This is a genomic window from Mailhella massiliensis (genome assembly GCF_900155525.1).
Taxonomy (GTDB): Bacteria; Desulfobacterota; Desulfovibrionia; order Desulfovibrionales; family Desulfovibrionaceae; genus Mailhella; species Mailhella massiliensis.
Map to the genome: position 1 here is coordinate 1 of NZ_LT706931.1, position 26,170 is coordinate 26,170.

Sequence of the window (26,170 nt, forward strand, 5' to 3'; positions counted from 1 at the left end):
TGGAACAGCGCAACGGGCGCATTATCCGCCAGGGCAACCTGTTCTATGAGCGCGACCCGGAACACTTCTCCGTGGGCATTTACAACTATGCCACCAAACAGACGTATGACGCCCGGATGTGGCAGACTATTTAGGTATCCATGAATCCAAGTAAGTTTATACTATTTTGATTTTATTATAGAAAAATTTGATTAGTGTGCTATAAAGTCCAACAAGGAAGCCTTGCATCGTCAAATTTTGCGGGTATAACAGAAGGTATCGCGGCCACGATACACAGAAGCAACAGACAGGATACCCACACAAGAAAACGGCGGAAGCAATTCCATGAAATTATTGGAAAACGCTGATACCCGCAAAACTGAACAGACGGAGCAATAGCATGTTAACCGATACCTTTCTCAGAACCCTGAAGCCTGCCGACAGACCCAAAAAGTACGCCGACGGCGGCGGGCTGTTTATCTATGTATCCACAACCGGAAGCAAGTTGTGGCGTATGGCGTACCGCTTCAACATGAAAAGCAAGCTCCTCAGTTTCGGGGAGTATCCCCTTGTTTCCCTGAAAGAGGCAAGGGAACAACGCGACGAGGCAAAAAAGCTGCTGGCAAAGGATATTGACCCCGGCCAGCACAAAAAGGAACTTCGGGCGGCCCGCATCGCCGAGGAAGCCAACACATTCAGGGCGGTCGCCCTTGAATGGTATGAGACGCAGACAACACACAATACTCCCGCCCACCGTCGCAGGCTTATGTTCAATCTGGAAAAATACCTGTTCCCCTCCCTTGGGCGAAAGGCCATAACAAATATTGAAGCGCAAGACCTGCTGGCCATCAGTAAGCCTCTTGAAGTCGAATCGACATGGATTTCCCACAGAGTGGTGCAAATCTGCGGAAAAATCTTTCGCTACGCCATAGCCAGCGGCAAACTCAAGCATAATATCACGGCTGACCTGCGCGGCGCATTGCGTCCCATCCCCACCAGACACCATGCCGGGCTGACAGCCCCGCTGGAAGTAGGGAAACTGCTTCTCGATCTGGATAATTTCACAGGTTTTTTCCAGACGCATTGCGCCTTGCGCCTGCTTCCCTTGACCTTTGTGCGGGCCACGGAATTACGGCGGGCGGAATGGAAGGAAATCGACTTCGAGGACAAGCTGTGGCGCATCCCGGCGGAGCGGATGAAAATGCGCACGCCCCATTATGTTCCGCTTTCGGAACAGGCGCTTGCCATCTTTCGTTCCCTTCACGGCGTAACAGGCGAAGGGAAATATATTTTTCCGGGCACCCGTGGCAATGGAAACGTCATCAGCCCGTCAACCATGCTGAACGCGCTTCGCTTCATGGGATACAGGAGAGACGTAATGTGCATCCACGGTTTCCGCACTATGGCCTCCACACTTCTCAACGAGCTTGGCTATAACCGGGACTGGATAGAACGCCAGCTCGCCCATCAGGAACGGAACGGCGTCCGGGATGCGTATAACTGCGCCCAATATCTGCCGCAACGCCGGAAGATGATGCAGGAGTACGCCGACTATCTGGACACATTACGCGAAAAGGCGCGACAGGCAGCATAAAAGGCAAGACACGCCCCCGGCCCTGTTCCAGAGATTCCTCCCTGAGAGCAGGGCCGATTTTCTTGGCTATGATGAATTGTTATAAATTCATGAAAGCCATACTGAAACCGCAATATTTCCCAAAACCTGTCAAGAAATTTTTTTGTGTCGTATTCGTTCCGGCGGGACAATATCGGACATTGTCGGAGCATGCTTTCAGCATGGAACGACAGCGCCGCAAAAAACGGTGATATACGTTGAAAAACACTATGGAGGTTCCCCATGTCAAATCTGGAAAACGAATCCCTTTTGCGCCTGCCCCAGGTACTGAAGATAATCCCCATCAGCAAAAGCGCGTGGTGGCAGGGCTGCAAGGATGGACGCTACCCCCAACCTATCAAGCTGGGACCGCGTACAACCGTATGGAAAGCGTCGGATATTTCGGCCTTCATGCGGCAGCTTTCCCGAAGCCCCGTTCAGAACGAAAGCAACGGAGTGAAGCAATAAAATGAATACACCATCTGACCCATTCCCAAAAGGCGGCGCGACCAAGGCATGAACCTTGACCGCGCCGCTTCTTTTTGTGTCATCCCCCGTCTGCGCTTCCCCATTCCCCGTTGCTGTTGCCTTCATGGGGCGGGGGCGTGTCTTCTTCGGCTCCATCCTGTTCCTTTACCGGCTTCAAGTCGGAAGCCTTGTCAAACAAAGCCTTCAACCTGGTGAGCGGAACCGATACCCCGACATCCGCGAGCAAGTCCCGTATATCCCGCAGCGTGTAGCCCTGCCGCATGGCCTTTCTAATGTCGTTGACCAAAAATTCCGCGACTTCCCCGCGTGTCTTCCCCGCCTCTTTCACCGGGAGGCTTCGGAGTTTTTTCCGGGCGGCCTCTATCTGTTCGAGCGTATAGCGTCGAGCCGTTGCCATAAAGCATCACCTTCCTTGTCGTATTCCTTTCCGCTTACCACATTGAAAGCGTTATTCACAACAAAACTTCATGAACGGTAATGCTCTATAGAGCATTTCTGTAATGCATAGCAGACAAATATGGACAAATATTTTTTCTTATCTCCACATTCACAACTTATTTTTATTTTTGAAGTCAGCGTTTAAAGAAAAACAATACAGTCTTTTTGCTTTTTTCTCTGGCCTTCAAGGTAATTTTTCATCTATGCTTACGCCAAAAGCGGAAGCACAGCGCGGGCAATGCTTCCCCCAAAGCAATGAACGGCCGTTCCCAAAACCGCCGGGAGTTCTTCTTTACAGGATGGTAGCTGTCTGACAACAGCTAACATCCTGCCAAAGGCTTCGCCTCTGGACTCCCGCAGAGCGTTCGGCGCTGCGCTTCTCACGCTCTCAAAAAGGCAGGAAAGGCAGATGGAAAAGCGTAAGGCGACAAGCAGATTACAGAGGCGGCGGACGCTCAGACTTACCGCCGAGGAAGAGAATAGATTGACTCGGCAGGCCGCCACCGCCGGAATCTCCGTTTCCGAGTACATGCGGCGGCTGTTCTTCGGCGGCAGGCCCATCATCGCCAGAACGGACGACCAGACCATCCGGGAACTGCGGCGGCTTGGGGGCCTGCTCAAGCATCATTTCGAGGTGGTAAAGCGGGCAGAAAATCCCGCCACCCTTTCGGAACTGGACGCCGCCTTACGGGAAATCCGGCGAGCCATCGAAGCCCTGAGCGAGAAACAATGATTGTCAAAAAACTCAAGCGTACCAGCTTCAAAAAGTCCAAGGCCGTCATGATTGGCGGTCTGGTGGACTATATTCTTGCCGAACACGACGACAGGGGCAAGGACAAGCTCGCCTATGCCGGAAGCAGAAACTTTCTGACAACAACTGTTGCCGCTCAGAAAAGGGAGATGATTTCCCTTGCCGAGGAATCCATCCAGAGCAAAATGCCGGTCACGCACTGGATTCTGTCATGGCAGGAAAACGAACAACCGACCAGTGAACAGGTGGACGAGGCGGTCAGTCTCTTTCTCCGTGGAATGGACCTTGCCGAACACCAGACAATTTACGCCCTGCACAAGAACACGGGTAATTATCACCTCCATATTGCCGTGAACCGGACGCATCCCTACACGCAGAAAGTCATTCAGCCGCACCGGGGATTCGACATCAACGAGGCGCATAAAATAGTGACGGAAATTGAACACCGGCAGGGATGGGCACCGCAGATGAACGCCCGCTATCGCGTCAATGAACAGGGCCATGTGGTCAAGAATCTCCAGCGGCGGGAAGGACTAAAGCCCAAGCCAAAGGCGGAAGACTTTGAAAACGCCACCGGAGAAAAATCGGCCATGCGCATTGTGCAGGAGCGTGCCCATGCCGTCATTCAGAACGCATCATGTTGGGAAGAGCTTCACGCCGGGCTGGACACGGTGGGGCTGCGTTTCGTCCGCAAGGGTTCCGGCGCGGTGATTTTCGTGGGAGACACGGCAATCAAGGCGTCCAGCGTGGACAGGAATTTTTCTCTATCCAAACTCTCCAAACGGCTTGGAGAGTTCAAACCCAGCTATTATTCCGAACGGGCATTCAGGAAGCCCGCTCCGGAGCCGGTCAGTCACGTTTGCCGAGAGGAGTGGCGGGAGTATCAGAAGGAACGGCGGAGGCAGGAAGAGGTGAAGCATAACGCCAGAGAAAGGCGAGAGGAAGAACGGGAAGCACTGGAACAGCGTCAGCGGGAACGCCGGGAAGCGACCACGGCCCGCTTTGCCCGGCACGGGCTTTCCGTGCTGAACATTGCCCGGCATTGCCTGAAAGAACAGGAACGGGAGGAGAAAGCGGCGTTGCGGGACAGGCAGGCTCAATCAGAAACACCGGAACAGCTCCCGCGCTTCAAGTACTGGCTGGGCAAACGCAATCCGTATCTCGCCAATCTCTGGCGTTTCCGCAAACGAATCGCTCCCGGCGTGGAGGTCAGGCAACGCGAGTTCCCCAAGGTGGGCATGCTGGCTTCCTCGTATGCCGCTTACAGGGAAATGGTGAAAAAACGGTTTCCTGAAAAAATGGATGAGTCACGGCTGGATGCGGCCATTGCCCTGTACATGCGTTGTGCCGGATATACAATGCAGGAGGTAGCCAACGAGCTGTACAGACACGCCCCCGCTCGCCCCCACGGGCAGAACCGTGATGAACGGATAGACTACGGGCGCAGGGTGGTCTGGTACGCCTTTGGTACGGCGGGAGATATTGATATTGCCAATATCCAGCCCTCGTTGGAGCAGATTCAAAAATTTGACAGAGAAGCCGATTCCATTACGCGAAAAGAAATGCAACACGACCGGTTCAGAATGCGTTTACGATAAGTTGCAAGATATGACAGCACCAAATATTTTTAATGAATAATATAAAAATGTGAAACAAATTTCGTCAGTTTATTCAGATAGTTTGGCAATAAAATGCCATATTGAATTTTTTTCAGAAAATTATTATTGAAAACAATAACTACAGATAACCAACGAGATATTCATGACCACAACACACTCCACCGATTCCGCGTATCGAGGAAAAGGCCGTCCACGTGCCTTTGACCGTGAACAGGCGCTGCACAGGGCGCTGGAAGTCTTTTGGCGACACGGGTATGCGCCCACCTCGGTAGCGGAATTGTGTAAGGCTATGGAAATAAAGCCTCCCAGCCTGTATGCCACCTTCGGCAATAAAGCCTCTCTTTTTCTTGAGGCTCTTCGGTATTACGAAAGTAGGTATTGGGACGCGCCAGCCAAACGGTTTATGAAGGAGCCTGATGTATACACGGCGGTTGCAAATTTTTTTAGTGAATCCGCAACAATACTGCTCTCCCCAGAAACGCCATGCGGCTGTATGGTCGTGCTTGCTGCCATCAATATTGCTGAAGAAGAAAAAGAAATTATCGAATCCGTGCGTGAACTCAGACTTGCCACAAAAAAAATGTTTGCCGACAGGCTCAGGCAGGCTATCCACGATGCGCAGATACCTCCGGATACGGATGTTCCCGCCTTGGCCGGAGCGCTTAATACCCTGCTTGAAGGCTTGTCCATTCAGGCCAGAGACGGCCTTTTTCAATCTGAGTTGAAGGCTATTGCCGCCCACGCGGTGCGTATGCTGCCCCTACATTTTTGCGAGGCATAGCTGTTTCTTCGCCAAGCAGATTAAGAAGTGGGGGAACACTCTTGACATTTTTTTTAGTAATCACTAAAAAAATAATCAAACAGCATTTTGACAGATGAAAAAGGGGATGCTTCACATGGAATTTACCGAACAACCTATGCGCCCCCCACAGGAGGCTCATTCATTCCTGCCGCGGGCAACGCAGGGCTGCACCTATAACGGGTGCCGTTTTTGCTATGTATCGAGGGGCTACCCCTTCATGGCGGTCACGCCCGACCAGTTGGAGCGGGAAATTCTGGCTCAAAAACAGTTTTTCCCCGACGATACTCCCATTTATATGACCGGCTCCAACCCTTTTGCCCTGCCCGCCGAAAAACTGAAAACGTATCTTGCCGTGCTGCGCAAGCATTTCCCTCACTTTGCACGCGTAAGCATGCAAAGCCGTATTAACGACATTGCGGGCAAGAACATGGCAGAGCTGCGTGAACTTTACGGTCTTGGGCTGAGTCATCTCTACATCGGCACGGAAAACGGCAATGATGCCGTGCTCACGCTCATGAACAAGGGACATTCCGCTTCCGAAACTGTGGAGCAACTGCTGCGGCTGGATGAGGCGGGAATAACGTATACCACGTTCTATATTATCGGCATGGGCGGCAAGGGAATGGGAGTTGCCAGCGGTGAAGCCACGGCACTGATGTTCAATCAGACGCACCCGCAGCGCATTACCACGACGGGCATGACGGTCTTTCCGCATACGCCACTGGCGGAAATGAAAGAACGACATGCATTCATAGAGGCATCGGAACGGGAGAAGATAGAAGAGCTTCAGGCATTTCTGAAAGGCCTGACAATTGATACCTTTTATGATGGCATTCATTACCTGAACCCGCTCAACTACCGTTTTGCCAATAATGACGCAGAAGCAAAACGCCGTGCGCTGGAAGACATTGACGAAGTTCTGCGCTCCTATTCCGATGAGGAGCTGGAAAAAATGGTCTGTCGTCATCTTAAACACTCTTTGTAGAACTAGGTCAGTTTTTTCTTCAAAAAAACTGACATTAGCTCCCATTATGGCAACAATATTTACCAAACCAGGAGGAAACCATGAGCAAAAACATCATTATCCTTAACGGAAGCCCCCGCTTGAAAGGCAATACGGCCATGTTATGCGATGCCTTTACCGAAGGCGCAAAGAGTGTCGGTCATACCGTTACCCGTTTTGATTTGCAGAAAATGGACATCCACGGCTGTCTGGGTTGTGTAAAAGGCGGTAAGGACACCGCCAGCCCCTGTGTACAGAAGGACGACATGGCAAAAATCTACCCCGTATACAAAGAAGCCGACATCGTTATCCTCGCTTCTCCCATGTACTACTGGGGAATATCCGGCCAGTTGAAAACAGCGTTTGACCGTCTTTTCGCCGTTGCCGAATGTAATCCCGGCTATGTAAATCCTAAAAAAGAATGTGCTCTTATTATGGCTGCTGAAGGTAACAGTGCAGATAACTGGAAACCTGTTATAGATTACTATCATGCCCTCCTCAGCTTTCTTGAATGGAAAGACCTGGGGCAGGTGCTGGCTGGCGGCGTATTTGATGCCGGAGCAGTGGCAGGTCAGCCTGTTGTGAAGGATGCCTTCAACTTCGGCGCATCACTGTAAAAAAGGAAGGGCGGATATGCACAAATCACAAAACTCCTCAGAAGAAGTTTCCTCTCGTCCCCGTCTTTCACGGCGCAGACTTTTCTTTGGAGCAGGTGCTGCCGCCCTTTTTGCCGCAGTGGGAGGCACACTATTCCGCTATTTCGTCTCTACTTCTCCCATGAAGGTGGAGTCTTTTATGACTCATGGTACAGGGAAGAAAAAGCATATTCTTATCCTTACAGGAAGCTCAAGAGTGGGAGGGAATAGCGATCTTTTGGCGGAAGCCTTTGCCAAAGGCGCACTCGATAGCGGACATACCGTGGATATTTTTTCTACGGGAAAAATGCGCATGAGCGCCTGTTTACACTGCGAAGGATGTTGGAGTACCGGGACTCCCTGCGTACTTCAGGATAATTTTGAAAAGTTATGGCCGCTCCTTGAAAAAGCGGAACTTCTGGTCTTCTGCAGCCCTCTTTACTGGTACAACTTCAGCGGCCATATCAAATCCGCTATGGACAGGTTGTACCCCTACTCCAAAAAAGAAAAGCTGCGGGATCTGCCGATAAAAGAGGCAATGCTGCTCATGTGTGGTGAGAGTCTGTTTCCACGCTCCTTTGCCGGTCCTGCGGAAGCCTACCGTCAGATGTTGGGACTCAAAGGATGGCAGGATAGAGGAAGGCTTTTTGTTACCGGAGTGCATGAGCAAAATGCCATAAAGGGACATAAGGCTCTCGTTACAGCCGAGGAAATGGGACGAAACGTCTAAATTTAAAAATCGAGACCAATCTCGAAAGGGGGTGTTTTCATGCAGAATTATAAATACTTAGGAACGCCGTTTCAAATCGGCGACCTGACAATTAAAAATCGTTTCTGTATGGCTCCCATTGGCGGAGGACAGCATCACCTTCCCGGCGGCGGCCTGAAAGACGAAACAATACAATATCTGGTGGAGCGGGCCAGAGGCGGATTTGGTTTGATTTTTACCGGGGCATTGGCTGCGGATTATACTGTTGACCCCTATACTGGTATTGGGCCTGCCATTCTGCAGAATCCGGACGCTTTCAAAATGACCGCATCAGAATTGAATGAACGGGCGACCGCCTATGGAACAAAAATTTTTGCCCAGATCACTATGGGGCTGGGGCGCAATTATCCAAATCTTCCTGCCCCTTCGCCCGTTCATGTATTCCGCCATCCGGGAGAGGTTTCACCGGAGCTGACCCATGACCAGATTAAATCCAAAATCGACTCAATCATTAAGTCGGCAAAAATCGCAAAAGATTCCGGCTTTGCCGGTGTGGAAGTCCATTCCATCCATTGGGGGTATCTCCTAGATCAGTTTGCCTTGTCCATGATGAACCGCCGTACGGATGAATATGGCGGCAGTCTGGAAAACCGCCTACGCGCCGCGAAGGAAATTCTGGAGGGTATCAAACAGGAATGCGGCAGCCATTATCCTGTCAGTATGCGGTTGGGCCTGAAAACCTTTGTAAAAGATTTTGAAAAGGCAACACTCACGGGTGAAGAAGAAGCCGGACGTCCCCTGGAAGAAGGTATTCAGATTGCAAAAATGTTGGAATCCTATGGCTATGACTGCCTGAGTGTGGATACCGGCACCTATGATTCTTTTTATTACGCATGTCCACCCATGTATATGCCGAAAGGCTATCTTGTGGAAATGGCGGCAAAGGCCAAAGAAGCGGTGAACATTCCCATTCTTGCGGGCGGCCGGATGAACGACCCTGATATTGCCGAGGCAGCCATCCGTGATGGAAAAATCGACGCTGTCGTTATGGGGCGTGCCGCACTGGCTGACCCGGAATATCCGAACAAGGTATTAACCGGACACACGGAACGTATCCGGCCCTGTATTGCCTGCAATCAGGGGTGCATTACCCGACTCCAGCAAGGGAAACAGCCCTCTTGTGCGGTCAACCCTACTGCCATGCGGGAACTTCGCTTTGCTATACGTCCCGCTGTACAGCCCAAAAAGGTACTTATTGTTGGCGGAGGCGTAGCTGGTATGGAAGCTGCGAGAGTTGCCGCTATGCGGGGGCATAAGGTTTCTTTGTACGAAAAAAATGAACAATTGGGAGGCAATCTGATTCCCGGCGGTTCGCACCGTTTCAAAAAAGAGGTCCGGGAACTGAACGCTTGGTATCGGAACGAACTGAACCTTCTACCGGTAGAAATCCATGCAGGAAAAGCTGTTACAGCAGAGCAGGTTAAGCATATGGGAGCAGATGTGATCATCCTAGCCGTTGGTTCTATTCCCATCATGCCGAACATTCCGGGAATGGACGATAAGAAGGTCATCGGGTGTGTGGAGGCTTTTGCACACCCGGAAAAAGTAGGACAGAGGGTAATCATCATTGGCGGTGGTTTGGTAGGTTGCGAGATGGCGCTGGATTATGCTCAGGAGGGCAAAGAAGTTACTGTCGTTGAGGCATTGCCGAAGATTCTTTCCGCCGGGATTCCATCTCCTATTCCCAATGCACAGATGATTCCTGACCTGTTTGAATATTACCATGTAAATGTGCTGGAAAGACATAAACTTTCTGCCGTTGAAAACGGAAAAGCAATTTTGGAATACTGTGGACAGAGAAAGGAACTGGAAGCAGATTCCATTGTCATTGCCGTTGGATTCCGACCTGTGCAGGCTATGACGCAAGAGCTACGGAAGAATGGTTCTGTAGTCTATGAGATCGGTGACGGTCAACAGGTCAGCACGATTCTCCATGCTGTATGGGACGGTTATGAAGTCGGCAACAATATCTAATTCCTATGGTATAAAGCAAAATGCTTTATATAAAAAGGTGTTATTATTACAAGGAGGTAATCACTATGAGAGCGGAATTGAAAGAGTATCAGGCTGTAGAAGAAGCTGCGATGAAATTTGTCAAAAGCGTTGCTGAAGGCAACAGCAAGTACGCAAAGGAACTGTTTATTAATGAAGCAGTTCTGTTCGGCTACCTTGACGGTAAGCTGGAGCATGGCTCCATTGAGCAGTTCTATCACAATGTGGATACTGTTCCCGGTGGTGACAATTTCAAGGCTCGTATAGACGTTCTGCTATTAGAGGAAACACTGGCTGTTGTCCGTGTTCTTGAGCAGGGCTGGGGCAATCGCATTGATTTTACCGATGTGCTGCTCCTGCTGAAGATGAACGGTGAATGGAAGTGCGTGGCGAAAGCCTATAACCAGAACTCCAATACCATTCAGAAAAAATAAAATGCCATGTGTGTAGTCAGATCGTGCAGGCCCCTCTAACTACCTAATGCACTAAAAAAACGAAAAGCCGCGATTTCCGTTTCACGGATTTCGCGGTTTTCTTTTGGGACTATCCCCAAATATCTAGCCACAAACATAATCATCCAGCAGTCATAGAGGGTTATTTGGTCAGTAAAAATAGATTATTTATATACGTTATTACATAAAGACTTTTATAAAGAAGCCTGTTCCATAAAGAATGACGCGAGCTTCTTCGTTTTCACGCCACATCTTTCGAGAGCAGTCCAAAGCCGTCCAGAAAATTTTTTTTGAATCTTTCAAAAATGTGGGTATTTCGAGGGGTATCAGAGGTAATATATAAAAATTTTATATACTATTTCAATATATTACAATGTAGACAAAAAGTTCGGATGTGGCAGACCATAGAGTACAAGGCGGCTGCCATCGAGCAGTTCCGCAAGGGCGATCTGCTCCAGCGCGTTATCGACGACGTGCAGAGCGAGGCCGCCAACGCCGCCGAAATGAAGGCCGCAGCTTCAGGCAATCCGCTGATTCTCATGCAGGTTCAGCTTGCCGCAGACCTTCGCAAGCTGGAAGCCCTGTATTCCCAGCATCAGCGGGGACAGCATCGTCTGCGCGACAGGCTGAAGTGGCTCAACGGAACCGATGAGCGTCTTGCCAAGGCGGAAAGCGCCTACGCCGCCAACATCCGGCACCGGGACAGCCACACCCATATCATCAAGGAAAAAGACAAGGAAAAAATCCGTATAGAACTCTTTGCGGGAGACAAGATGCTGACGGACAGAGACGGCGAAAAAATAAAGGATATTCTGCTCGGCTGCGTGAAGGAGATCACGCGCAATGCCGGAGCCAGGGTACTGTTCGGCTCTTATCGGGGCTTCGCCATGCACCTTGAACGCTATGCCCAGTCCTTCGGCGGCAAGGAGGGGTTCAGAATCGTTGTGACAGGTACGGATGGACAGGAGTTCAAGCCGGACAATCTCGTCTATCTCTTTGACGCCAAACTCAGTCTTTCCGGTCTGTTCCAGCGCATGGACAACTTCCTGGCCAAAGGTTTCGATGAAGCCATGAAAAAATTTCGGGAAACCTGCCGTCATGAAAAGGCGGAACTGGAAACAACCAGAGAAGCGCTCGGCAGGGAGTTTCCCCAGAAGGAGGAACTGACCCTGGCGCGGGAAAATCATAGCGCTATCATCCGGGAGTTGCAGCGTATGCAGGATGACGCGAGCTATGTTTCCCACTGGACACCAAAGACTTCCGACGCCGGGGCCGACACGACTCCGGCAGAAGAGACCAGGCAGGAAACTCCCGACGCCCCCTTCTCCATGGCAGACGCGGCGCCGAAAGACCACCGTGTCTGTACGCTTACCTTTGGTGAGCAGGGGGACCAGACGGAGTACGCCGTCACGCACAGTCAGGTCGGTTACCTTCTGAACCGTTCCCATGTGCGTGAAACTACGAGGTGGCCCATCCATTGCCTGTACGACGACAATCTCTGGCACTCCCTTGTGAAAGGCCCTCCCGGTGTCCGCTTCAAGCAGTTTGAGAGCAGAGAAGACGCCCTGAATTTCGCACGCCAGGATGCCGCACTGCTCGGTTTTGCCGATGCCATGACGCATCCTGAGAAGGATCTCTCCGCAGCTTCGGCAACGGAGGGCGACTCCTATCGCCAAGCCATGGAAAAAGCCGGATTCCGGCCTTCCGGCATGGATTTTTACGGCAAACAGGAACACGAGTTGAAGGTTGAAACGGGGGACGGCGGAATATTTGAGCTGAGAATATTCCAGACGGAAGAGGGTAAAGTCGGCCTGCGTGTTCAGTATGAAAAAGACCACATCATCAACGGTGCGCGAACCGTCCATGCCTCTTTTGATACGCTCAAGGAAACTCTGGACTATGCCAGCATCTATAAGAAAGTGGCGGAAACACAAAACATCACTGCGCCTCCTGTGCAGGAGACTTTCTCCATGCGAATGAGATAAAGCATCAGCATGACAGAAGCGCCTTTTGAATTGATAGCTCAAAAGGCGCTTCTTACTGTGAATGATTCGCTCAAGTTGCCGCACAGCTGTCCGACTTCCGCAATCCCCAAAGACCGCAAATTACCTCATGCGCGTATGGTGTGCAGACTTCTGCTGCATACCGGCACGTTCCTCCACTCGTCGCCACAGTTCCCGGTATGTTTCATACTTCGCCAGCTCTACATCTCCCGCTGTGCCGAAAGCGTAATCCGCCGTGCGTTCGGCGTATCGCTGCCAGTCTCTGCGTGCGGGCGTCTCCCGGATAGAGGGTGCACATTGCCGGACAGTCTCCATCACAGCATCCCGGCTATGGCCGGTAGCGCGAAGTCGCAGGGCGATCATGGCATCCACACGGGAGTAGTCTTCAATGGTCAGGTGACGGCGAATATCCTCCAGGTGAGCATGATAGGCGGTAACGGCATCGCCTGAAGGTCCGCCTCCCTGATGCAGTACCGGACATCGTTTTCTGCTCTCAGCGGCGGCCTCATATTCCCCGGCTATCTGTCGGGCCAGCTCCAGCCCCTTGCGGCACTCACGTTTTTCGGCAACCAGAAGTTTCACCTCCGGGAAGGAACCGTCTTCCCGACGATGCTTCGGTTTTCGATTCTCAAAGCCCGGCGCTCTGTGCGGGTGAATGCAACCGCACAATTTTTTATCTCCATACTCCTTGTTCAGCCGTTCCGTAAGCCGGTTGCCCACATCCCGGTCAAAACGGCTCCCCAGTTTTGCGATGGTCAGAAGGCATTGAAAATTCCCCGGAGAACTCTCCAGAATGACCGCAGGCCGGTATCCGTCCCTTTGCAGCCGGACCAGACTTTCCGCCGTCATGTCGTCGATAAGCACATGATGCTTTCCCTCAGATAACGGCGTGTAATATATATTCTCTTCGCGCCGCTGGAGCCTGAGCATCTCAGGTATGCGCAAGACCAGTTCTTCAGGGGTAAATCCCCTGGTAACGCCGCCTTCCTTGTCGAGAATGAAGGTCTTTTTATTCCCGTTTGTCTCCATGGCGATGCAGGTCACTCGATACCTGTCTGCTCCGACGGCTGCGGCATAGAGCCTGAAATTCTCCATTTCCCGCATGGATTCTCTTCCTCTGTCCGGCACCGGCGGCGGGGTGTGTCTTGTCTTTTCCCAGGCGGAACGATACCTCCAGAGTCCTGCCTGACGATGCAGTCCTTTTGCCCGCAGCCATGCCTCAAACCGGGGTTTATGCCGCCTGGCCTTTTTCCCCGTGCCCCGCAGGAAACGTCGCTCTTCCCTCTGCTGTATTTTCAGACAATGACGGGCAATATTCAGTACCGGCACGCCGTATTGCGCCAGCCGGGCAAGACTATTCCGACGCTGTTCTCTCTGCCGCTTTCGCAGGGAGTCGACCGGCGTTATTGCCTCGTCGTTTCGTGCCTCTTTTTCTTCCTCAAATTCCTGCTGATAGAGTTTCCATTCTTCCAGGTTTACCGAACTCACCGGCTCCGGCGGCAATGCTTCTTGCTCCTTCGTATAGTTTCCTTCCGTGAACTCTCCCCATTTTCTGCAAAGTTTTTTCATGCTGAAAGCCCGGTCCACGGAAGAAGCCTTCACGGCAATGTCTCCCACAAAAATGACCGCGCCGGACCCTTTTTTCTCAAAACGGAGACCGACTTCTGCCAGCTTCCGGTGCATGTCTTCCCATGAGTCTGCATCCCGTATGATGTCATGCCCCCGCTCCTGTGCGATACGCTGGGCAGACTTCTCTCCCGTGGCGTGTTCAACGTCCAAGGCGGCCTGTCGAGGTTTTATTTCCCTGCCGCTCTTTCTCCGGGCCAGTTCACCGTTTTCCAGCACGACATACCGGGCTTTTTCCTGCGGTTTCCATCCCTGTCCGTGTTCAATGAGCGCAAGAATCCTGTGCGCCGCATCAATATCAAATCCTTTGTGCGGCTGAACGACTTTTCCCGTTTCCTCATTCATGCGGTTCACCGCAATGTGAAGATGGTAGTTATCGGTATCATAATGCAGACCGTACACGGTCTGATGACCGGTCAGCCCCATGTGCCCCAGAAAAATATCCACAGCCTCATCCACCTGTTCCCTCGTGGGCTGCTCTCCCTCTTGCCATGAAAAAATCCAGTGCTGCACCGGCATTTTGCTGTGAACCGACTCTTCGGCCAGAGCGATCATTTCCATCTTCTGGCCGTTATGCGTGGAAGTCAGGAAATTCCTGCTGCCCGCATGGGCGACCTTTTCCTGCGGATTCTTGTTGTGAGGAAAGCGGATGTAATCCACCAGATCCCCGATCTGCCACGTCTTCGGCTTATCGACGATTTCCCGTCTGACTTTCTTCACTATCATGGCCGGGCACTCCAAGATGCTCAATGGCGGAAATCAGAAGCCCCAACGCCCGTTCCTGCCGCTCAAGCATATCCGCACCGGCACCTGACTGCCGGAGCGTTTCAAAGTTGTGCTTGAGCAGGCCCCCGATACGGCGAAGTTCCCGAATCATCATGGCGTCGGTGTGGGCTATGAGCGGGCGTCCTCCGAAAAACCTCCGGCGCAGATACGCGGAAACGGACAGCCCCGCCATATCCGCCTGCTGTTCAAGACGCGCTTTTTCCTCCGGGGAAACCCGCACTGTAACCCAGAGTTTTGATGAGGAAACACCGCCGCCTTCCGCATTGCTCTTTTTGCCTTTCATGCCTCTTGCCTTTGGAATGCGAGAAGCGAAGCGCCGAGCATTCCGGGAGTCCAGAGGGCGTCAGCCTTCTGGCAGGATGGTAGTTGTGTGTCACAACTACCATCCTGCCTCGAAGAACTCCTGTCGTGGAGTGGCGAAATTGCAGGTAATGAAAATTTTCGGCTATAGTAATTACAAACACAATAACAAAAGGAAAATTTATGGAAAAACGTGGAACTTTGCGACCGGAACAAATCAAGTTGGCTCAACGACTGCTCACCGAGTTACCTGAAAAAGACCACAGAAAAACTCGGGAGGAAGCAGCTGAAATATTAGAAAAAGATTTCCAAAAAGCTTTTCAAAAAGGATATTCCCCAAAAGACATCTGTATCATATTAAAAAATGCAGGCATTATTATTCCTGCATATCTTATAAAAAAATTTTTGAAGGTGTGATTTGGTATAATTAAAAATAAATATAATTCACATTAATCAATATAAACATCGCCTATTCTTAATTACAACTGAGCGAATTAGGCATTTTTTACAGCGAATCCGGCATACATTTTGAGCTCCCCCGGTGGTAAAGTTATATCTCGTAATCTCTTATGATTTCACTTAATTCAGGAGAATTTTCATGTCAGGTTATCTTTCCCGCCGCGCTTTTTTGAAGCAAGGTTCGTGCATGCTTGGAACTGCTGCTGCCGGAGCATTTCCTGTATCTGTACAAGCAACAGAAGCTGCACATATCAATCCACGGGCAACTGTCTACTTTTCCAAAGAAATTTCTCCAGAAGCAATGCTCCGACTTTACGGCAAGATAAATCAGAATATCGGAGGTAACATTGCCCTTAAAGTACATACCGGTGAACCTCATGGGCCGAATATACTTCCCCCTGCATGGATTAAAAACATTCAAGAAAATATTCCTAAATCCACTATTGTAGAATGTAATGTTCTTTACGACAGTCCACGTCAAACCACTGAAGGCCATCGAAAAACTCTTAAAATTAATGGCTGGACTTTTTCCGATGTCGATATCATGGATGCCGAGGGCGATACGCCTCTTAAAATTCCTGGAGGACAGCAACTTTCCGAAATATATGTAGGAAAACATCTTTTGAACTATGATTCCATGATTGTATTGACTCACTTCAAAGGACACGCAATAGCCGGATTCGGCGGTTCCTTAAAAAACATTGCCATTGGCTGCTCTTCCCCCCATGGCGGAAAACTCCAAATTCATCATCCCCTTACTGAAAAGGGATGGGAACTTGGTCCAGCAATGTTACAACGCATGGTTGAAGGGGGCTGTGGCATCACTCATCATTTCGGGAAACGTATTGTCTATATCAATGTATTGCGCAAAATATCTGTTGATTGTGACTGTGCAGGGACAAGCGCTGCTGCACCGAAAATTCCCGATTTGGGAATACTGGCTTCAACCGATCTTCTTGCGATTGAACAGGCTTCGATAGACATGGTCTTTCAGTTGCCCGCCAAGCAGAATCATGATTTAGTGGAACGTATCGCTAGCCGTTCCGGTTTATGTCAACTTGAATACATGAGACTGCTGGGCATGGGAAATAGCGACTATGAGCTAATCACAGTCTGAAACATATAGCTCCATTGAGGGATAGGGTATATGAGTGACGTCACAAGTCTGTCAAAACAGAATACTGTTCTCAGAAAAAAACTATTAAAATGGTTACCCGAACCTTCCAGACTAGAAACAGCCATTCCAGGACTGGCACTAGCTCGTTATAATGAAGATACCAAAGCCTCCCGATGTTTCTATACCCCTATGGTGGCTCTTGTTGTACAAGGATACAAACATTCGATAATCGGCGACCACCAAGCTAATTACGGTAAAAATCAATGCGTCGTCGTCGGCGTCGATATGCCGGGAGTTTTTCATGTAACCGGTGCATCTGAAGAGGTCCCATTTCTTTCCCTATCTGTCCGCCTTGATAGACGCATCATTTCACAACAGATTGCTGAGCTGCCAACAATTCTCATAGAAAATACCGAGCCTCTCAATCCGGTAGTTGTTTCCGATGTAAGTAAAGATCTGCTGGATGCTTTTATACGTCTGGTAGAGCTTCTGGACACTCCATCCAGAATTCCGATTCTGTCTCCCCTGATCCTCAGAGAAATCCACTTCTACCTGCTTAGCGGCAATCAGGGGGGATGCCTGCGCCTTTTCAATACCAGCGGAACACAGGCTAGTCAGATTGCTCAGGCAGTTGCCTGGCTAAGAGAGCATTACACGACCCCTCTTCGCATGGAAGAACTGGCAAGACAGGTCAATATGGCCCCCTCTACTTTCAATCGGCATTTCAAAGAAATCACCAGCCTCAGCCCTCTCCAGTTCCAGAAACGCCTGAGACTTTATGAAGCTGAACGTCTTATGCTCATTGAGGGAAAAGATGCCGGAACTGCTGCTCTTTCAGTAGGTTACGAGAGCGTCTCGCAATTTACCAGAGAATACAAGCGCCAGTTCGGAGAGCCTCCCCATAGAGACGTTGCCAGAAAAAAATCATAACATACTATTTTAACTATTTTAAAAGCGGGAAGCCTTATTTTTTCAAGGCTTCTCGCTTTTTTATTTTGCCGACAGCACTGAGCGAAATAGGCAAAAAACAGCACTAAATATGTATAGTTCATAGATAAAAGAAGCTCTATGTTGATATCAACAAAAGGAAAACGTCTTGATGCACATCAGCAAGGAGGTTCCAGTGTTTTCCAAGATATTCATAGCGATTCTGGGCGTATGCTGTACTGTAACAATGGGCCTGCCTGCAATGGCGCATGCCGAAAGCACGCATTCCGTGTCAGCATTGAGCGGCAAACAGCAAAGTATCGTTTCCATAGCGGCCTTTACCGCAAAAGGGGACACGGAAAAGCTGAAAGGGGCTCTTGCGGAAGGTCTGCAAAACGGCATGACGGTCAACGAAATCAAGGAAATTCTTGTCCAGATGTACGCCTACACGGGGTTCCCCCGCAGTCTGACGGGCCTGAACACCTTCATTGCTCTGCTTGATGAGCGTAACGCTCAGGGTATTCATGATGAAGAAGGCCGTGATGCCACACCTTTGCCCGATACGGCGAACATCCGCGAACTCGGTACAGCGAACCAGACTGCCGTCATCGGCAGGCCTGCCAGCGGACGAATTTATGAATTCGCCCCTGTTATCGACACGTTTTTGAAGGAGCATCTTTTCGGCGACATATTCAGCCGCGACATCCTCAACTTCCAGGAACGGGAACTGGCCACGGTTTCCGCTCTGGCCAGCCTTCCGGCAGAAGCCCAGCTTCGTTCCCATCTGAATTGCTGTCTGGTCGTCGGATGGAGCGAAGAGCAGATGAAAGCGTTCGTATCCGTACTTGAAACGAAAGTCGGCAAGCCAGAAGCGGAACTGGCCGAAAAGACGTTAGCTCATGTTTTGAAAAACAGAACACAGTCCAAATAACAGCATGCTTTCGCATGAAAGGAGACAATCATGAAAAAATTTTCTCTGGCAGCCGTGGCTATGGCCTCTGCTTTGGCATTTGCATGTACCGCCCATGCGGCAGAAGGCAATCCTTTCGGTCTCGTTTATAAAGACGCCATTACGAAAAACGTCAAAGGAAAAGTAAATATCCACCCTGTCACCTATACTTTGAACGGTCTGAAGATTGCGGCCAACGTATACACTCCCGCCGGATATGAAGCTACGAAAACATATCCAGCCGTCGTGGTGGCTCATCCCAACGGAGGCGTAAAAGAACAGGTGGCCGGACTTTATGCCCAGCGTCTGGCAGAAAAAGGCTACATCACCATAGCGGCTGATGCCGCATATCAAGGAGCCAGCGAAGGCCAGCCGAGAAATGTCGACAAGCCCTATTATCGTACGGAAGACATTCACGGCATGGCTGACTATATCAGCAGCTATCCGGGTGTAGATGCGGCAAGACTCGGTGTACTCGGTATCTGCGGCGGTGGCGGTTATACTCTGAATGCGGCGAAGTCCGACAAGCGCTTCAAGGCAGTCGCAACTCTGAGTATGTTCAATTCCGGCCAGGTACGGCGCAACGGATACATGAATACTCAGCTTGATTCCATTCAACAACGTCTGAAAGATGCTTCCGATGCCCGTATAAAAGAACTATCTGGGGATATCAGCTATTCCTGCAATATCGATTTTGATGCTCTTACTGATGAAAGTATCAGCAAAATTCCGACCGATCTGTATCGGGAAGGCATGATCTACTATGGGCGTACGCATCGTCACCCCAATTCAACATTCCGTTATACAACCAGCAGTCTCATGGAACTGATGAGTTGGGATGCTACCGACAATATCGAACTCATCAATGTTCCTCTGCTGATGATGGCCGGAGAAAAGGCAGACTCTCTGTACATGAGTGAAGAAGCTTTTGAAAAGGCTACCGGCACCAAGGACAAGGAACTCTTCAAGATTCCCGGTGCCACGCATATTCAGACCTATTTTGTTCCCGAATATGTGGATAAGGCCGTTGCCAAGCTCACGGAATTCTACGGGAAGAATCTGAAATAGCTGCTGATTGCAAAAAGCAGCCAGCAGGAGGGCCACTATGGCGTGTACTCGCCATGCCCTCCTGCTCTTACCGCAATTTTTCATGGAGACTATCATGAAACGCCTTTCCCTTTTCACTCTTTGCCTGTTGCTTGCCGGAGTCATGGCCGCGTCTTCGACATATGCCGCCCCCCAAAAACAGATCGTGATTTCGGGAGAGTCCCGCCACTCATCTCCAGCTCCAAAGCAAAACTTCATAGGTAATGTCCGCGTTGACCCGGCTTTTGAAACTCAGGCTCCGCAACGCGTCTACGGTTCCTACGTTACCTTTGAGCCTGGTGCGCGCACCAACTGGCATACCCATCCGTTGGGCCAGACATTGCTCGTTACATTCGGCGTCGGACTGACTCAGGAATGGGGAGGCCCGGTACAGGTTATCCGCCAAGGAGACGTGGTGCTGTGCCCCCCCAATGTCAAACACTGGCATGGAGCTATGCCCAATAACGCAATGACGCATCTCGCCATAGGAGAACATTTGGAAGGAAGCAGCGTAACGTGGATGGAGAGCGTCACAGATGAACAGTATCATGCACGGTAACACCCTTGATCCTGCGAGACTCTCATGAATATGAAAAAAGCAACAGTTGTCTGTCTGTTCTGTGGTATTCTATTCTTTGCGGTATCGCCTCAGGCTCGCTCCGAACAAGGAAAAATATACAAGCCTGCAACGACAATGGCGGAAGTTACCAACCGGAACTTCAAGACATTTTCCGTTGATGACAATGTACGGCTTTATCGTGTGAGCTTCAGTAACCAGTACGGCATGGAAATAGTCGGTAACCTGTTCATGCCCAAACAGCTCAAAGGCAAGGCAAGCGCCATCATCATCGGACATCCCATGGGAGCCGTCAAGGAACAGGCTTCAAGCGTATATGGCGCACAGCTTGCTGCCCGAGGCTTTGTGACCCTTGCCGTTGATCAGCTGTTCTGGGGAGAAAGCGGCGGTATTCCCCGCCACGGCATTGCGCCTGACCTGTACGCCGAAACTTTTTGTGCCGCCGTAGACTTCCTCGGCACAAGGGATTTTGTAGATCGGGAAAAAATAGGCATTCTCGGAATCTGCGGAAGTGGAAGTTTTGTTATCAGTGCGGCGAAGATTGATCCGCGTATGAAAGCTGTCGCCACCGTGAGCATGTATAACATCGGGGAAATGCGGCGCAGCGGCCTGCGGGGGGCCATCCCTCTCGAACAGCGTAAAAAGACCATCTCCGAAGCCGCAGAACAACGTTATTCCAGTTTTCTTGGTGATGAGCAGAGATTTACGGGAGGTTCTCCTTTCACTGTAGATGCCAATTCTCCCGCTACCCGCAAAGCTTCCTATGATTTTTACCGCGGCAGGGGCGAATTTATTCCTGATGGTGAATCTGCTGATATCAATACCCGTTCGGATATGGTCACAAACATTCATTTTATGAATTTTTATCCCTTTAATGATATCGAAACGATTTCACCGCGTCCCATGCTTTTCATCATGGGAGAAAAGGCACATTCCAGACCTTTTTCGGAAGACGCCTATGCCAGGGCTGCGAACCCCAAAGAACTTTTTGTCGTAAAAAACGCAGGACACTTCGACCTTTATGACAAAATAGATCTGATTCCATTCGACAGGCTTGAAAAGTTTTTCCGGGACAGTCTGAAATAATAGTCTCTTCACTTTCATAAAATACACGTTCCCACATGTTATACCGATGTGAGAAAAACTTTCAGTCCGGTTCCAGCACCTTTTACGTTTTCCCGTCATCCCTTCCTATATATGGCGTTTCCATTACGCCCGTTGTAGGAAAAAGAACCAAAGGATTTCATCATGAAAGATTTTGTATTTGAAAACTCTACCAAGGTTTATTTCGGCAAAGAATGTGTACGGAAACATCTTCCGAATCTTCTTGATAGCTATGGAAATACTATCATGCTTGCCTATGGTGGTGGATCCATCAAACGACACGGTATCTATGATGAAATTGTTGCAGTCCTCCAGGCTGCGGGCAAGACCATCGTTGAATTTCCAAATATCATGTCCAACCCCACATATGCAAAAGTTCAGGAAGGTGCGACTCTCGCCAGAGAACGGCATGTTGATCTGATTCTCGGCGTAGGCGGTGGATCAGTCATGGACTGCTGTAAGGCCATTTCGCTGGCAGCCGTTGCAGAAGGCGACATATGGGAACGCTTCTGGGCCAGTTCAGGAACGATAGACTTTTCCCCTCTCCCTCTTGCCGTTGTGGTAACGGTAACGGGTACGGGGAGTGAGATGAACGGCGGTGCCGTCATTACCAATGAAGCAAGCAAAATAAAGACCGGACGGGATTATCCCCAGTGCAATCCGAAATTTGCATTGCTTGACCCGTCCTACACCATGAGTGTTCCTCCCTTGCAAACGGCTTCCGGCGGCTTTGATATTCTGAGCCACATTATGGAAACCTATTTCAGCGAACCTGATGAAGACAACGTCTCGGACGACATTTCCGAAGCTCTCATGCGCAGCGTTATCAGAAATCTGCGCAAAGCAGTTCATAACCCCGACGATTATACGGCCCGCAGCAATCTTATGTGGGCTTCCACCATGGCTGAAAACCGGATCATCAAACTGGGCAAGAAGATGGATTTTCAGGCCCACCAGATTGAACATCAGCTTGGGGCCTATACAAGCTGCAATCATGGTTGCGGTCTCGCCGTGATCAGTCCGGTATACTATCGGCATATCTATACTTACGGACTGACGAAGTTTGCATCCTTTGCCAGAAACGTCTGGCAGATTCCGGCGGAAGGAAAAAGTGAGGAAGAACTCGCTCGAGCCGGGGTAGAGACTCTGGCGGCATTTATCAAAGAGCTGGGTCTGCCCGACTCTCTGCGTTCCCTGGGAATTACCGAAAAAAACGTACTCAAGGATGTGGCTGACTCCTGCAACATCTCACAGGGAAGCTATAAACACATGACGACTACGGAAATTCTGTCCATTCTGGAAGAATGTTTCTGACCATGACGCGACGACGTCGCCTCTTCCACTCTCAGGTTCCCCAAAAGCACGAAACTTCAATGCCAGACGTAAAACTCGCTGACCTCATCGGAGGCGAAGAATGAAAAACTTTCTGTTGAACGACGGCAACTCCATTCCTGCAGTAGGTTTCGGGGTGTTCATGATTCCCAATGACGGTTCCACCTATAACGCCGTCAAACAAGCACTGATCTCAGGCTATCGTCACATTGACACGGCAGCAGCCTACTTCAACGAAACGGAAGTCGGCAACGCCATCAGAGACAGTGGTATTTCAAGGAAAGACCTTTTTGTCACCAGCAAGCTCTGGATTCAGGATTATGGATATGAAGCGGCCAGAGCAGGCATTAATGAATCACTCCGGAAGCTGAATATCGACTATATCGACCTCTACCTGCTCCACCAGCCCTATGGTGACGTACCAGGTGCATGGAGGGCTCTGGAAGAAGCCCAAAAAGAAGGAAAACTGAAGTCCATAGGGGTCAGCAACATGACCCCGTCTCTCTGGAAAAAATTTATTCCTCACTTTGGCACCCTGCCTGCCGTTAATCAGGTGGAATGCAATCCTTTCTTTCAGCAGAAGGAACTGCGGAAGATTCTTGCAGCAGACGGCGTCGTCCTGGAGGCATGGTATCCTCTCGGTCATGGTGACAAGAAACTGCTTGATCACCCCTACATCACCTCACTGGCACAAAAGTATCACAAGAACTCCGGGCAAATCATTCTTCGTTTTGAAATACAGGATGGAATAGTGGTGCTGCCCAAATCAACAACCCCATCCAGAATTGCCGGAAACATCGACATTTTCGATTTTTCTCTGACGGAAGAGGAAATGGAGAAGATGCATGGTCTGGATACCGGCATAGGAACCCATAATCCCGAAACTCCGGGACTGGGAGAACTTCTGCTGAAGAAATACAAAATACATGACTGACGGAAAGTCTCGGCAAGCATAATCACAACGGAAGATCAAGGAAAAACTGAACCACGCGCTCAAGGAAAAATTCAAAGCCTGTGGAGGCATTATGAAGCTCCCTCATGACACCTATGTGAATTCGGCGTTCTCAAACATCTCCAGACGCAATGCCTTAAAAATGATAAGTCTGGGACTATCGTTCAGTATGTTTGCTCCCCTGCTGAGTCCTGCCTTGTCCCACGCTGCAGACGCCAATGAAACAAAACCCCTTGTCGTCTACTTTTCCATGCCGGAAACGGACAATCCCCACAATATGACCAGGGAAGAGGAAAACAGTACCGTCGTCATCGACGGAAAAGTTCTCGGCAACACTCAGTATGTGGCCATGCTGATTCAGGAAATGACCGGCGGCGACATATTCCGCATCATTCCGCAGGTTCCCTATCCCACCGATCACAGAACTCTGGTTGATCTGGCCAAGGAAGAACAAAACACAAATGCCCGCCCTGCTATTTCCGGAACCGTCAATGTTGCCGGCTACGATGTCATTTTTCTCGGCTATCCCAACTGGTGGGGGGATATGCCGATGATTTTGTACACCTTTCTTGAACAGTACGATCTCTCCGGCAAAACCATTATTCCCTTCTGCACCCACGGCGGCAGCGGGCTCTCCAACACCGTTCAGGCCATACAGAACTGTCAGCCCGACGCGACCGTAATACGTAACAGTTATGTTCTTTCCAGAAATCGCATGGAACGTGCCCCCTCTGGGGTGGCCGAGTGGCTGAAGGAAATCGGTCTGAAAAAATAAGGAGAAAATCATGAGCAAACAAATTCTTATCTTGGCAGGCAGCCCTCGTAAAAACGGAAATTCCGCCGCACTGTGCCGCGCCTTTGCACGCGGAGCAGAAGAACGTGGACATCAGGTGGAAACTGTTTTTCTGCGGGACAGGAAAATTAGTTACTGTCTGGCCTGCTACCATTGCAAAAACAACAACGGAGTCTGCATCATCAAGGATGATATGGGAGAGATCCTTGATAACATGAACAAAGCTGATGTCATTGTTATGGCAAGCCCCGTTTATTTTTACTCCGTTGACGCGCAAATGAAGGCCCTTATCGACCGTACCGTAGCGCAATGGCTGACGATTAAAAATAAAGAATTTTATTATATTATGACATCAGCAGAAGAAAGTGACACCGTCATGGACTGCACGCTTGAGTGTCTGCGAGGTCTGGCAAAATGTCTCAAAGGCTCTGTTGAACGCGGCGTTATTTACGGAAAAGGCGTATATGCTGCGGGAGAAATAGAATCCAGGCCTGCTATGCAGGAGGCCTATGAAATGGGTCGTCGAGTATAGATGTTACGCCGTGCGGCCGGACTGTGAGACTGACGAAAAGCAGGGGAGATTCAGGTTGAGCATGTCCGGTCTGCACGACGTGCCGGTATCAGCCCCCCAAATATTTCAGAAAGGTGTATCAAATGAAACAGCGCAAGTTAGGATGCCTGCAAGTTTCCGAAATCGGGCTTGGCTGTATGGGGATGGACCACGCATATGGTACCCCCGCACCGAGAAAAGACATGGTCAAACTACTCCACCGGGCTGTGGAGCTGGGGTGTACTTTTTTCGATACTGCTGTCGTTTATGGGACCACCAATGAGGAACTTCTGGGACAAGCGTTCTCTTCCATGCGTGATAAGGTCGTATTGGCAACAAAATTCGGAATTGTTGGCCAGCGCATTGAAAACGGCAAACCGGTCAATCTGCTGGACAGCAGGCCGGAATCTATCCGTGTGCAGGTGGAAGGTTCTTTAAACAGGCTTAAAACTGATCACATTGATCTCTACTATCAGCACCGTACAGACCCGTCTGTTGAACCGGAAACGGTGGCAGACACCATGAGCACCCTGATAAAGGAAGGAAAAATTCTTGCCTGGGGTCTTTCCAATGCCTCCGTGGAATACATGAAACGAGCTCATGCCGTATGCCCTCTGGCAGCAGTGGAAAACCAGTATTCCATGATGTGGCGCGAACCGGAACATGAACTATTTGATCTGTGTTCTGCCATGGGCCTTGCTTTTGTTGCCTACAGTCCTCTGGGCAACGGCTTTCTAACCGGGCGCTTTACCCGTAATTCCGTGTACGAGGAAGGAGACTTCCGCAGCTTCATGGGAAGATTCAACCATAACGTCATGGAGCACAATCAGTGTCTGCTGAAACTCATCCAGGACACCGCCCTCGCAAAACAGGCGACTCCCGCCCAGATTGTCCTCGCTTGGGAACTGGCGCAACGGCCTTTTATTATTCCCATTCCCGGCACCACTTGTCCTCAACGCCTAGAAGAAAATCTTGGAGCTTCACTTATTAACCTTTCCAATGAAGAACTTGCGGCCATTAACGCATCTCTGGCATCCCTCGATGTGGATGAAACGTACTTCTAGTGCA

26 protein-coding genes are annotated in these 26,170 nt (G+C 50.2%); 23 read left to right on the plus strand and 3 right to left on the minus strand.

What is annotated here, in order from left to right; genetic code table 11:
* Positions 1–379: 379 nt before the first annotated feature.
* Together CZ345_RS00225 and CZ345_RS00230 are read left to right on the plus strand one after the other, a co-directional pair.
* Positions 380–1,573, plus strand: coding sequence for a tyrosine-type recombinase/integrase (locus tag CZ345_RS00225; protein WP_077071200.1), 1,194 nt, complete (start codon positions 380–382; stop codon positions 1,571–1,573).
* 261 nt (positions 1,574–1,834) lie between these two features.
* Positions 1,835–2,059: a helix-turn-helix transcriptional regulator gene (locus CZ345_RS00230; RefSeq protein WP_077071201.1), complete on the plus strand. Its 225-nt coding sequence runs from the start codon at positions 1,835–1,837 to the stop codon at positions 2,057–2,059.
* A gap of 79 nt (positions 2,060–2,138) precedes the next feature.
* Here CZ345_RS00230 and CZ345_RS00235 read toward each other — a convergent pair whose 3' ends face one another.
* Positions 2,139–2,477: a hypothetical protein gene (locus tag CZ345_RS00235; protein WP_077071202.1), complete on the minus strand. Its 339-nt coding sequence runs from the start codon at positions 2,475–2,477 to the stop codon at positions 2,139–2,141.
* Positions 2,478–2,927: 450 nt separating this feature from the next.
* Here CZ345_RS00235 and CZ345_RS00240 point away from each other — a divergent pair, with 450 nt between their 5' ends.
* The 9 genes from CZ345_RS00240 (at position 2,928) to CZ345_RS00280 (ending at position 12,526) form a co-directional block, all read left to right on the plus strand.
* A complete protein-coding gene (locus CZ345_RS00240; protein ID WP_077071203.1) occupies positions 2,928–3,251 on the plus strand; it encodes a plasmid mobilization protein in 324 nt (107 codons plus the stop codon).
* A complete protein-coding gene (traI, locus tag CZ345_RS00245) occupies positions 3,248–4,867 on the plus strand; it encodes a TraI/MobA(P) family conjugative relaxase (RefSeq protein ID WP_077071204.1) in 1,620 nt (539 codons plus the stop codon). Before CZ345_RS00240 ends, traI begins: the two co-directional genes overlap by 4 nt.
* Before the next feature lie 163 nt (positions 4,868–5,030).
* Positions 5,031–5,669: a TetR/AcrR family transcriptional regulator gene (locus tag CZ345_RS00250; protein ID WP_077071205.1), complete on the plus strand. Its 639-nt coding sequence runs from the start codon at positions 5,031–5,033 to the stop codon at positions 5,667–5,669.
* 115 nt (positions 5,670–5,784) lie between these two features.
* Positions 5,785–6,675, plus strand: a complete 891-nt coding sequence (locus CZ345_RS00255) for a radical SAM protein (RefSeq protein WP_162274894.1) — start codon at positions 5,785–5,787, stop codon at positions 6,673–6,675.
* A gap of 80 nt (positions 6,676–6,755) precedes the next feature.
* A complete protein-coding gene (locus CZ345_RS00260) occupies positions 6,756–7,310 on the plus strand; it encodes a flavodoxin family protein (protein WP_077071207.1) in 555 nt (184 codons plus the stop codon).
* A gap of 16 nt (positions 7,311–7,326) precedes the next feature.
* Positions 7,327–8,058: a flavodoxin family protein gene (locus tag CZ345_RS00265; RefSeq protein ID WP_162274895.1), complete on the plus strand. Its 732-nt coding sequence runs from the start codon at positions 7,327–7,329 to the stop codon at positions 8,056–8,058.
* A 39-nt stretch (positions 8,059–8,097) separates the two neighbouring features.
* Complete coding sequence (locus tag CZ345_RS00270) at positions 8,098–10,071, plus strand: oxidoreductase (RefSeq protein WP_077071209.1); 1,974 nt, start codon at positions 8,098–8,100, stop codon at positions 10,069–10,071.
* 65 nt (positions 10,072–10,136) lie between these two features.
* Positions 10,137–10,523: a nuclear transport factor 2 family protein gene (locus CZ345_RS00275; protein WP_077071210.1), complete on the plus strand. Its 387-nt coding sequence runs from the start codon at positions 10,137–10,139 to the stop codon at positions 10,521–10,523.
* Between the two features lie 410 nt (positions 10,524–10,933).
* Positions 10,934–12,526, plus strand: a complete 1,593-nt coding sequence (locus CZ345_RS00280; protein WP_077071211.1) for a hypothetical protein — start codon at positions 10,934–10,936, stop codon at positions 12,524–12,526.
* 120 nt (positions 12,527–12,646) lie between these two features.
* Here CZ345_RS00280 and CZ345_RS00285 read toward each other — a convergent pair whose 3' ends face one another.
* Both CZ345_RS00285 and CZ345_RS00290 read right to left on the minus strand, forming a co-directional pair.
* Entirely contained in the window at positions 12,647–14,896 is a 2,250-nt protein-coding gene (locus CZ345_RS00285) for a DNA-primase RepB domain-containing protein (protein WP_077071212.1), read from the minus strand.
* Positions 14,859–15,239: a plasmid mobilization protein gene (locus CZ345_RS00290; protein WP_077071213.1), complete on the minus strand. Its 381-nt coding sequence runs from the start codon at positions 15,237–15,239 to the stop codon at positions 14,859–14,861. Before CZ345_RS00290 ends, CZ345_RS00285 begins: the two co-directional genes overlap by 38 nt.
* A 200-nt stretch (positions 15,240–15,439) precedes the next feature.
* Between CZ345_RS00290 and CZ345_RS00295 the strand changes: the two genes are divergently transcribed.
* The 12 genes from CZ345_RS00295 (at position 15,440) to CZ345_RS00350 (ending at position 26,166) form a co-directional block, all read left to right on the plus strand.
* The gene (locus CZ345_RS00295) at positions 15,440–15,673 is read left to right on the plus strand and encodes a hypothetical protein (RefSeq protein WP_077071214.1); all 234 of its coding nucleotides are present in this window, start codon (positions 15,440–15,442) and stop codon (positions 15,671–15,673) included.
* A 181-nt stretch (positions 15,674–15,854) separates the two neighbouring features.
* On the plus strand, positions 15,855–16,832 hold the full coding sequence (locus CZ345_RS00300; protein ID WP_077071215.1) for a DUF362 domain-containing protein: 978 nt from the start codon (positions 15,855–15,857) through the stop codon (positions 16,830–16,832).
* 30 nt (positions 16,833–16,862) lie between these two features.
* Entirely contained in the window at positions 16,863–17,762 is a 900-nt protein-coding gene (locus CZ345_RS00305) for an AraC family transcriptional regulator (protein ID WP_077071216.1), read from the plus strand.
* Between the two features lie 169 nt (positions 17,763–17,931).
* Positions 17,932–18,690, plus strand: a complete 759-nt coding sequence (locus tag CZ345_RS00310; RefSeq protein WP_239446565.1) for a carboxymuconolactone decarboxylase family protein — start codon at positions 17,932–17,934, stop codon at positions 18,688–18,690.
* A 30-nt stretch (positions 18,691–18,720) separates the two neighbouring features.
* Positions 18,721–19,776, plus strand: a complete 1,056-nt coding sequence (locus CZ345_RS00315; RefSeq protein ID WP_077071217.1) for an alpha/beta hydrolase — start codon at positions 18,721–18,723, stop codon at positions 19,774–19,776.
* 94 nt (positions 19,777–19,870) lie between these two features.
* The gene (locus tag CZ345_RS00320; RefSeq protein ID WP_239446562.1) at positions 19,871–20,353 is read left to right on the plus strand and encodes a (R)-mandelonitrile lyase; all 483 of its coding nucleotides are present in this window, start codon (positions 19,871–19,873) and stop codon (positions 20,351–20,353) included.
* 24 nt (positions 20,354–20,377) lie between these two features.
* Positions 20,378–21,457, plus strand: coding sequence for an alpha/beta hydrolase (locus CZ345_RS00325; RefSeq protein WP_204224176.1), 1,080 nt, complete (start codon positions 20,378–20,380; stop codon positions 21,455–21,457).
* 162 nt (positions 21,458–21,619) lie between these two features.
* Positions 21,620–22,789, plus strand: a complete 1,170-nt coding sequence (locus tag CZ345_RS00330) for an iron-containing alcohol dehydrogenase (protein ID WP_077071219.1) — start codon at positions 21,620–21,622, stop codon at positions 22,787–22,789.
* 100 nt (positions 22,790–22,889) lie between these two features.
* The gene (locus CZ345_RS00335; RefSeq protein WP_077071220.1) at positions 22,890–23,741 is read left to right on the plus strand and encodes an aldo/keto reductase; all 852 of its coding nucleotides are present in this window, start codon (positions 22,890–22,892) and stop codon (positions 23,739–23,741) included.
* Between the two features lie 214 nt (positions 23,742–23,955).
* Positions 23,956–24,534: a flavodoxin gene (locus CZ345_RS00340; protein WP_239446563.1), complete on the plus strand. Its 579-nt coding sequence runs from the start codon at positions 23,956–23,958 to the stop codon at positions 24,532–24,534.
* A gap of 10 nt (positions 24,535–24,544) precedes the next feature.
* The gene (locus CZ345_RS00345; protein ID WP_077071221.1) at positions 24,545–25,084 is read left to right on the plus strand and encodes a flavodoxin family protein; all 540 of its coding nucleotides are present in this window, start codon (positions 24,545–24,547) and stop codon (positions 25,082–25,084) included.
* Between the two features lie 122 nt (positions 25,085–25,206).
* Positions 25,207–26,166 carry an aldo/keto reductase gene (locus CZ345_RS00350; protein WP_077071222.1) on the plus strand — a complete coding sequence of 320 codons (960 nt, stop codon included), beginning with the start codon at positions 25,207–25,209 and terminating at the stop codon, positions 26,164–26,166.
* The last annotated feature ends 4 nt before the right edge of the window (positions 26,167–26,170 follow it).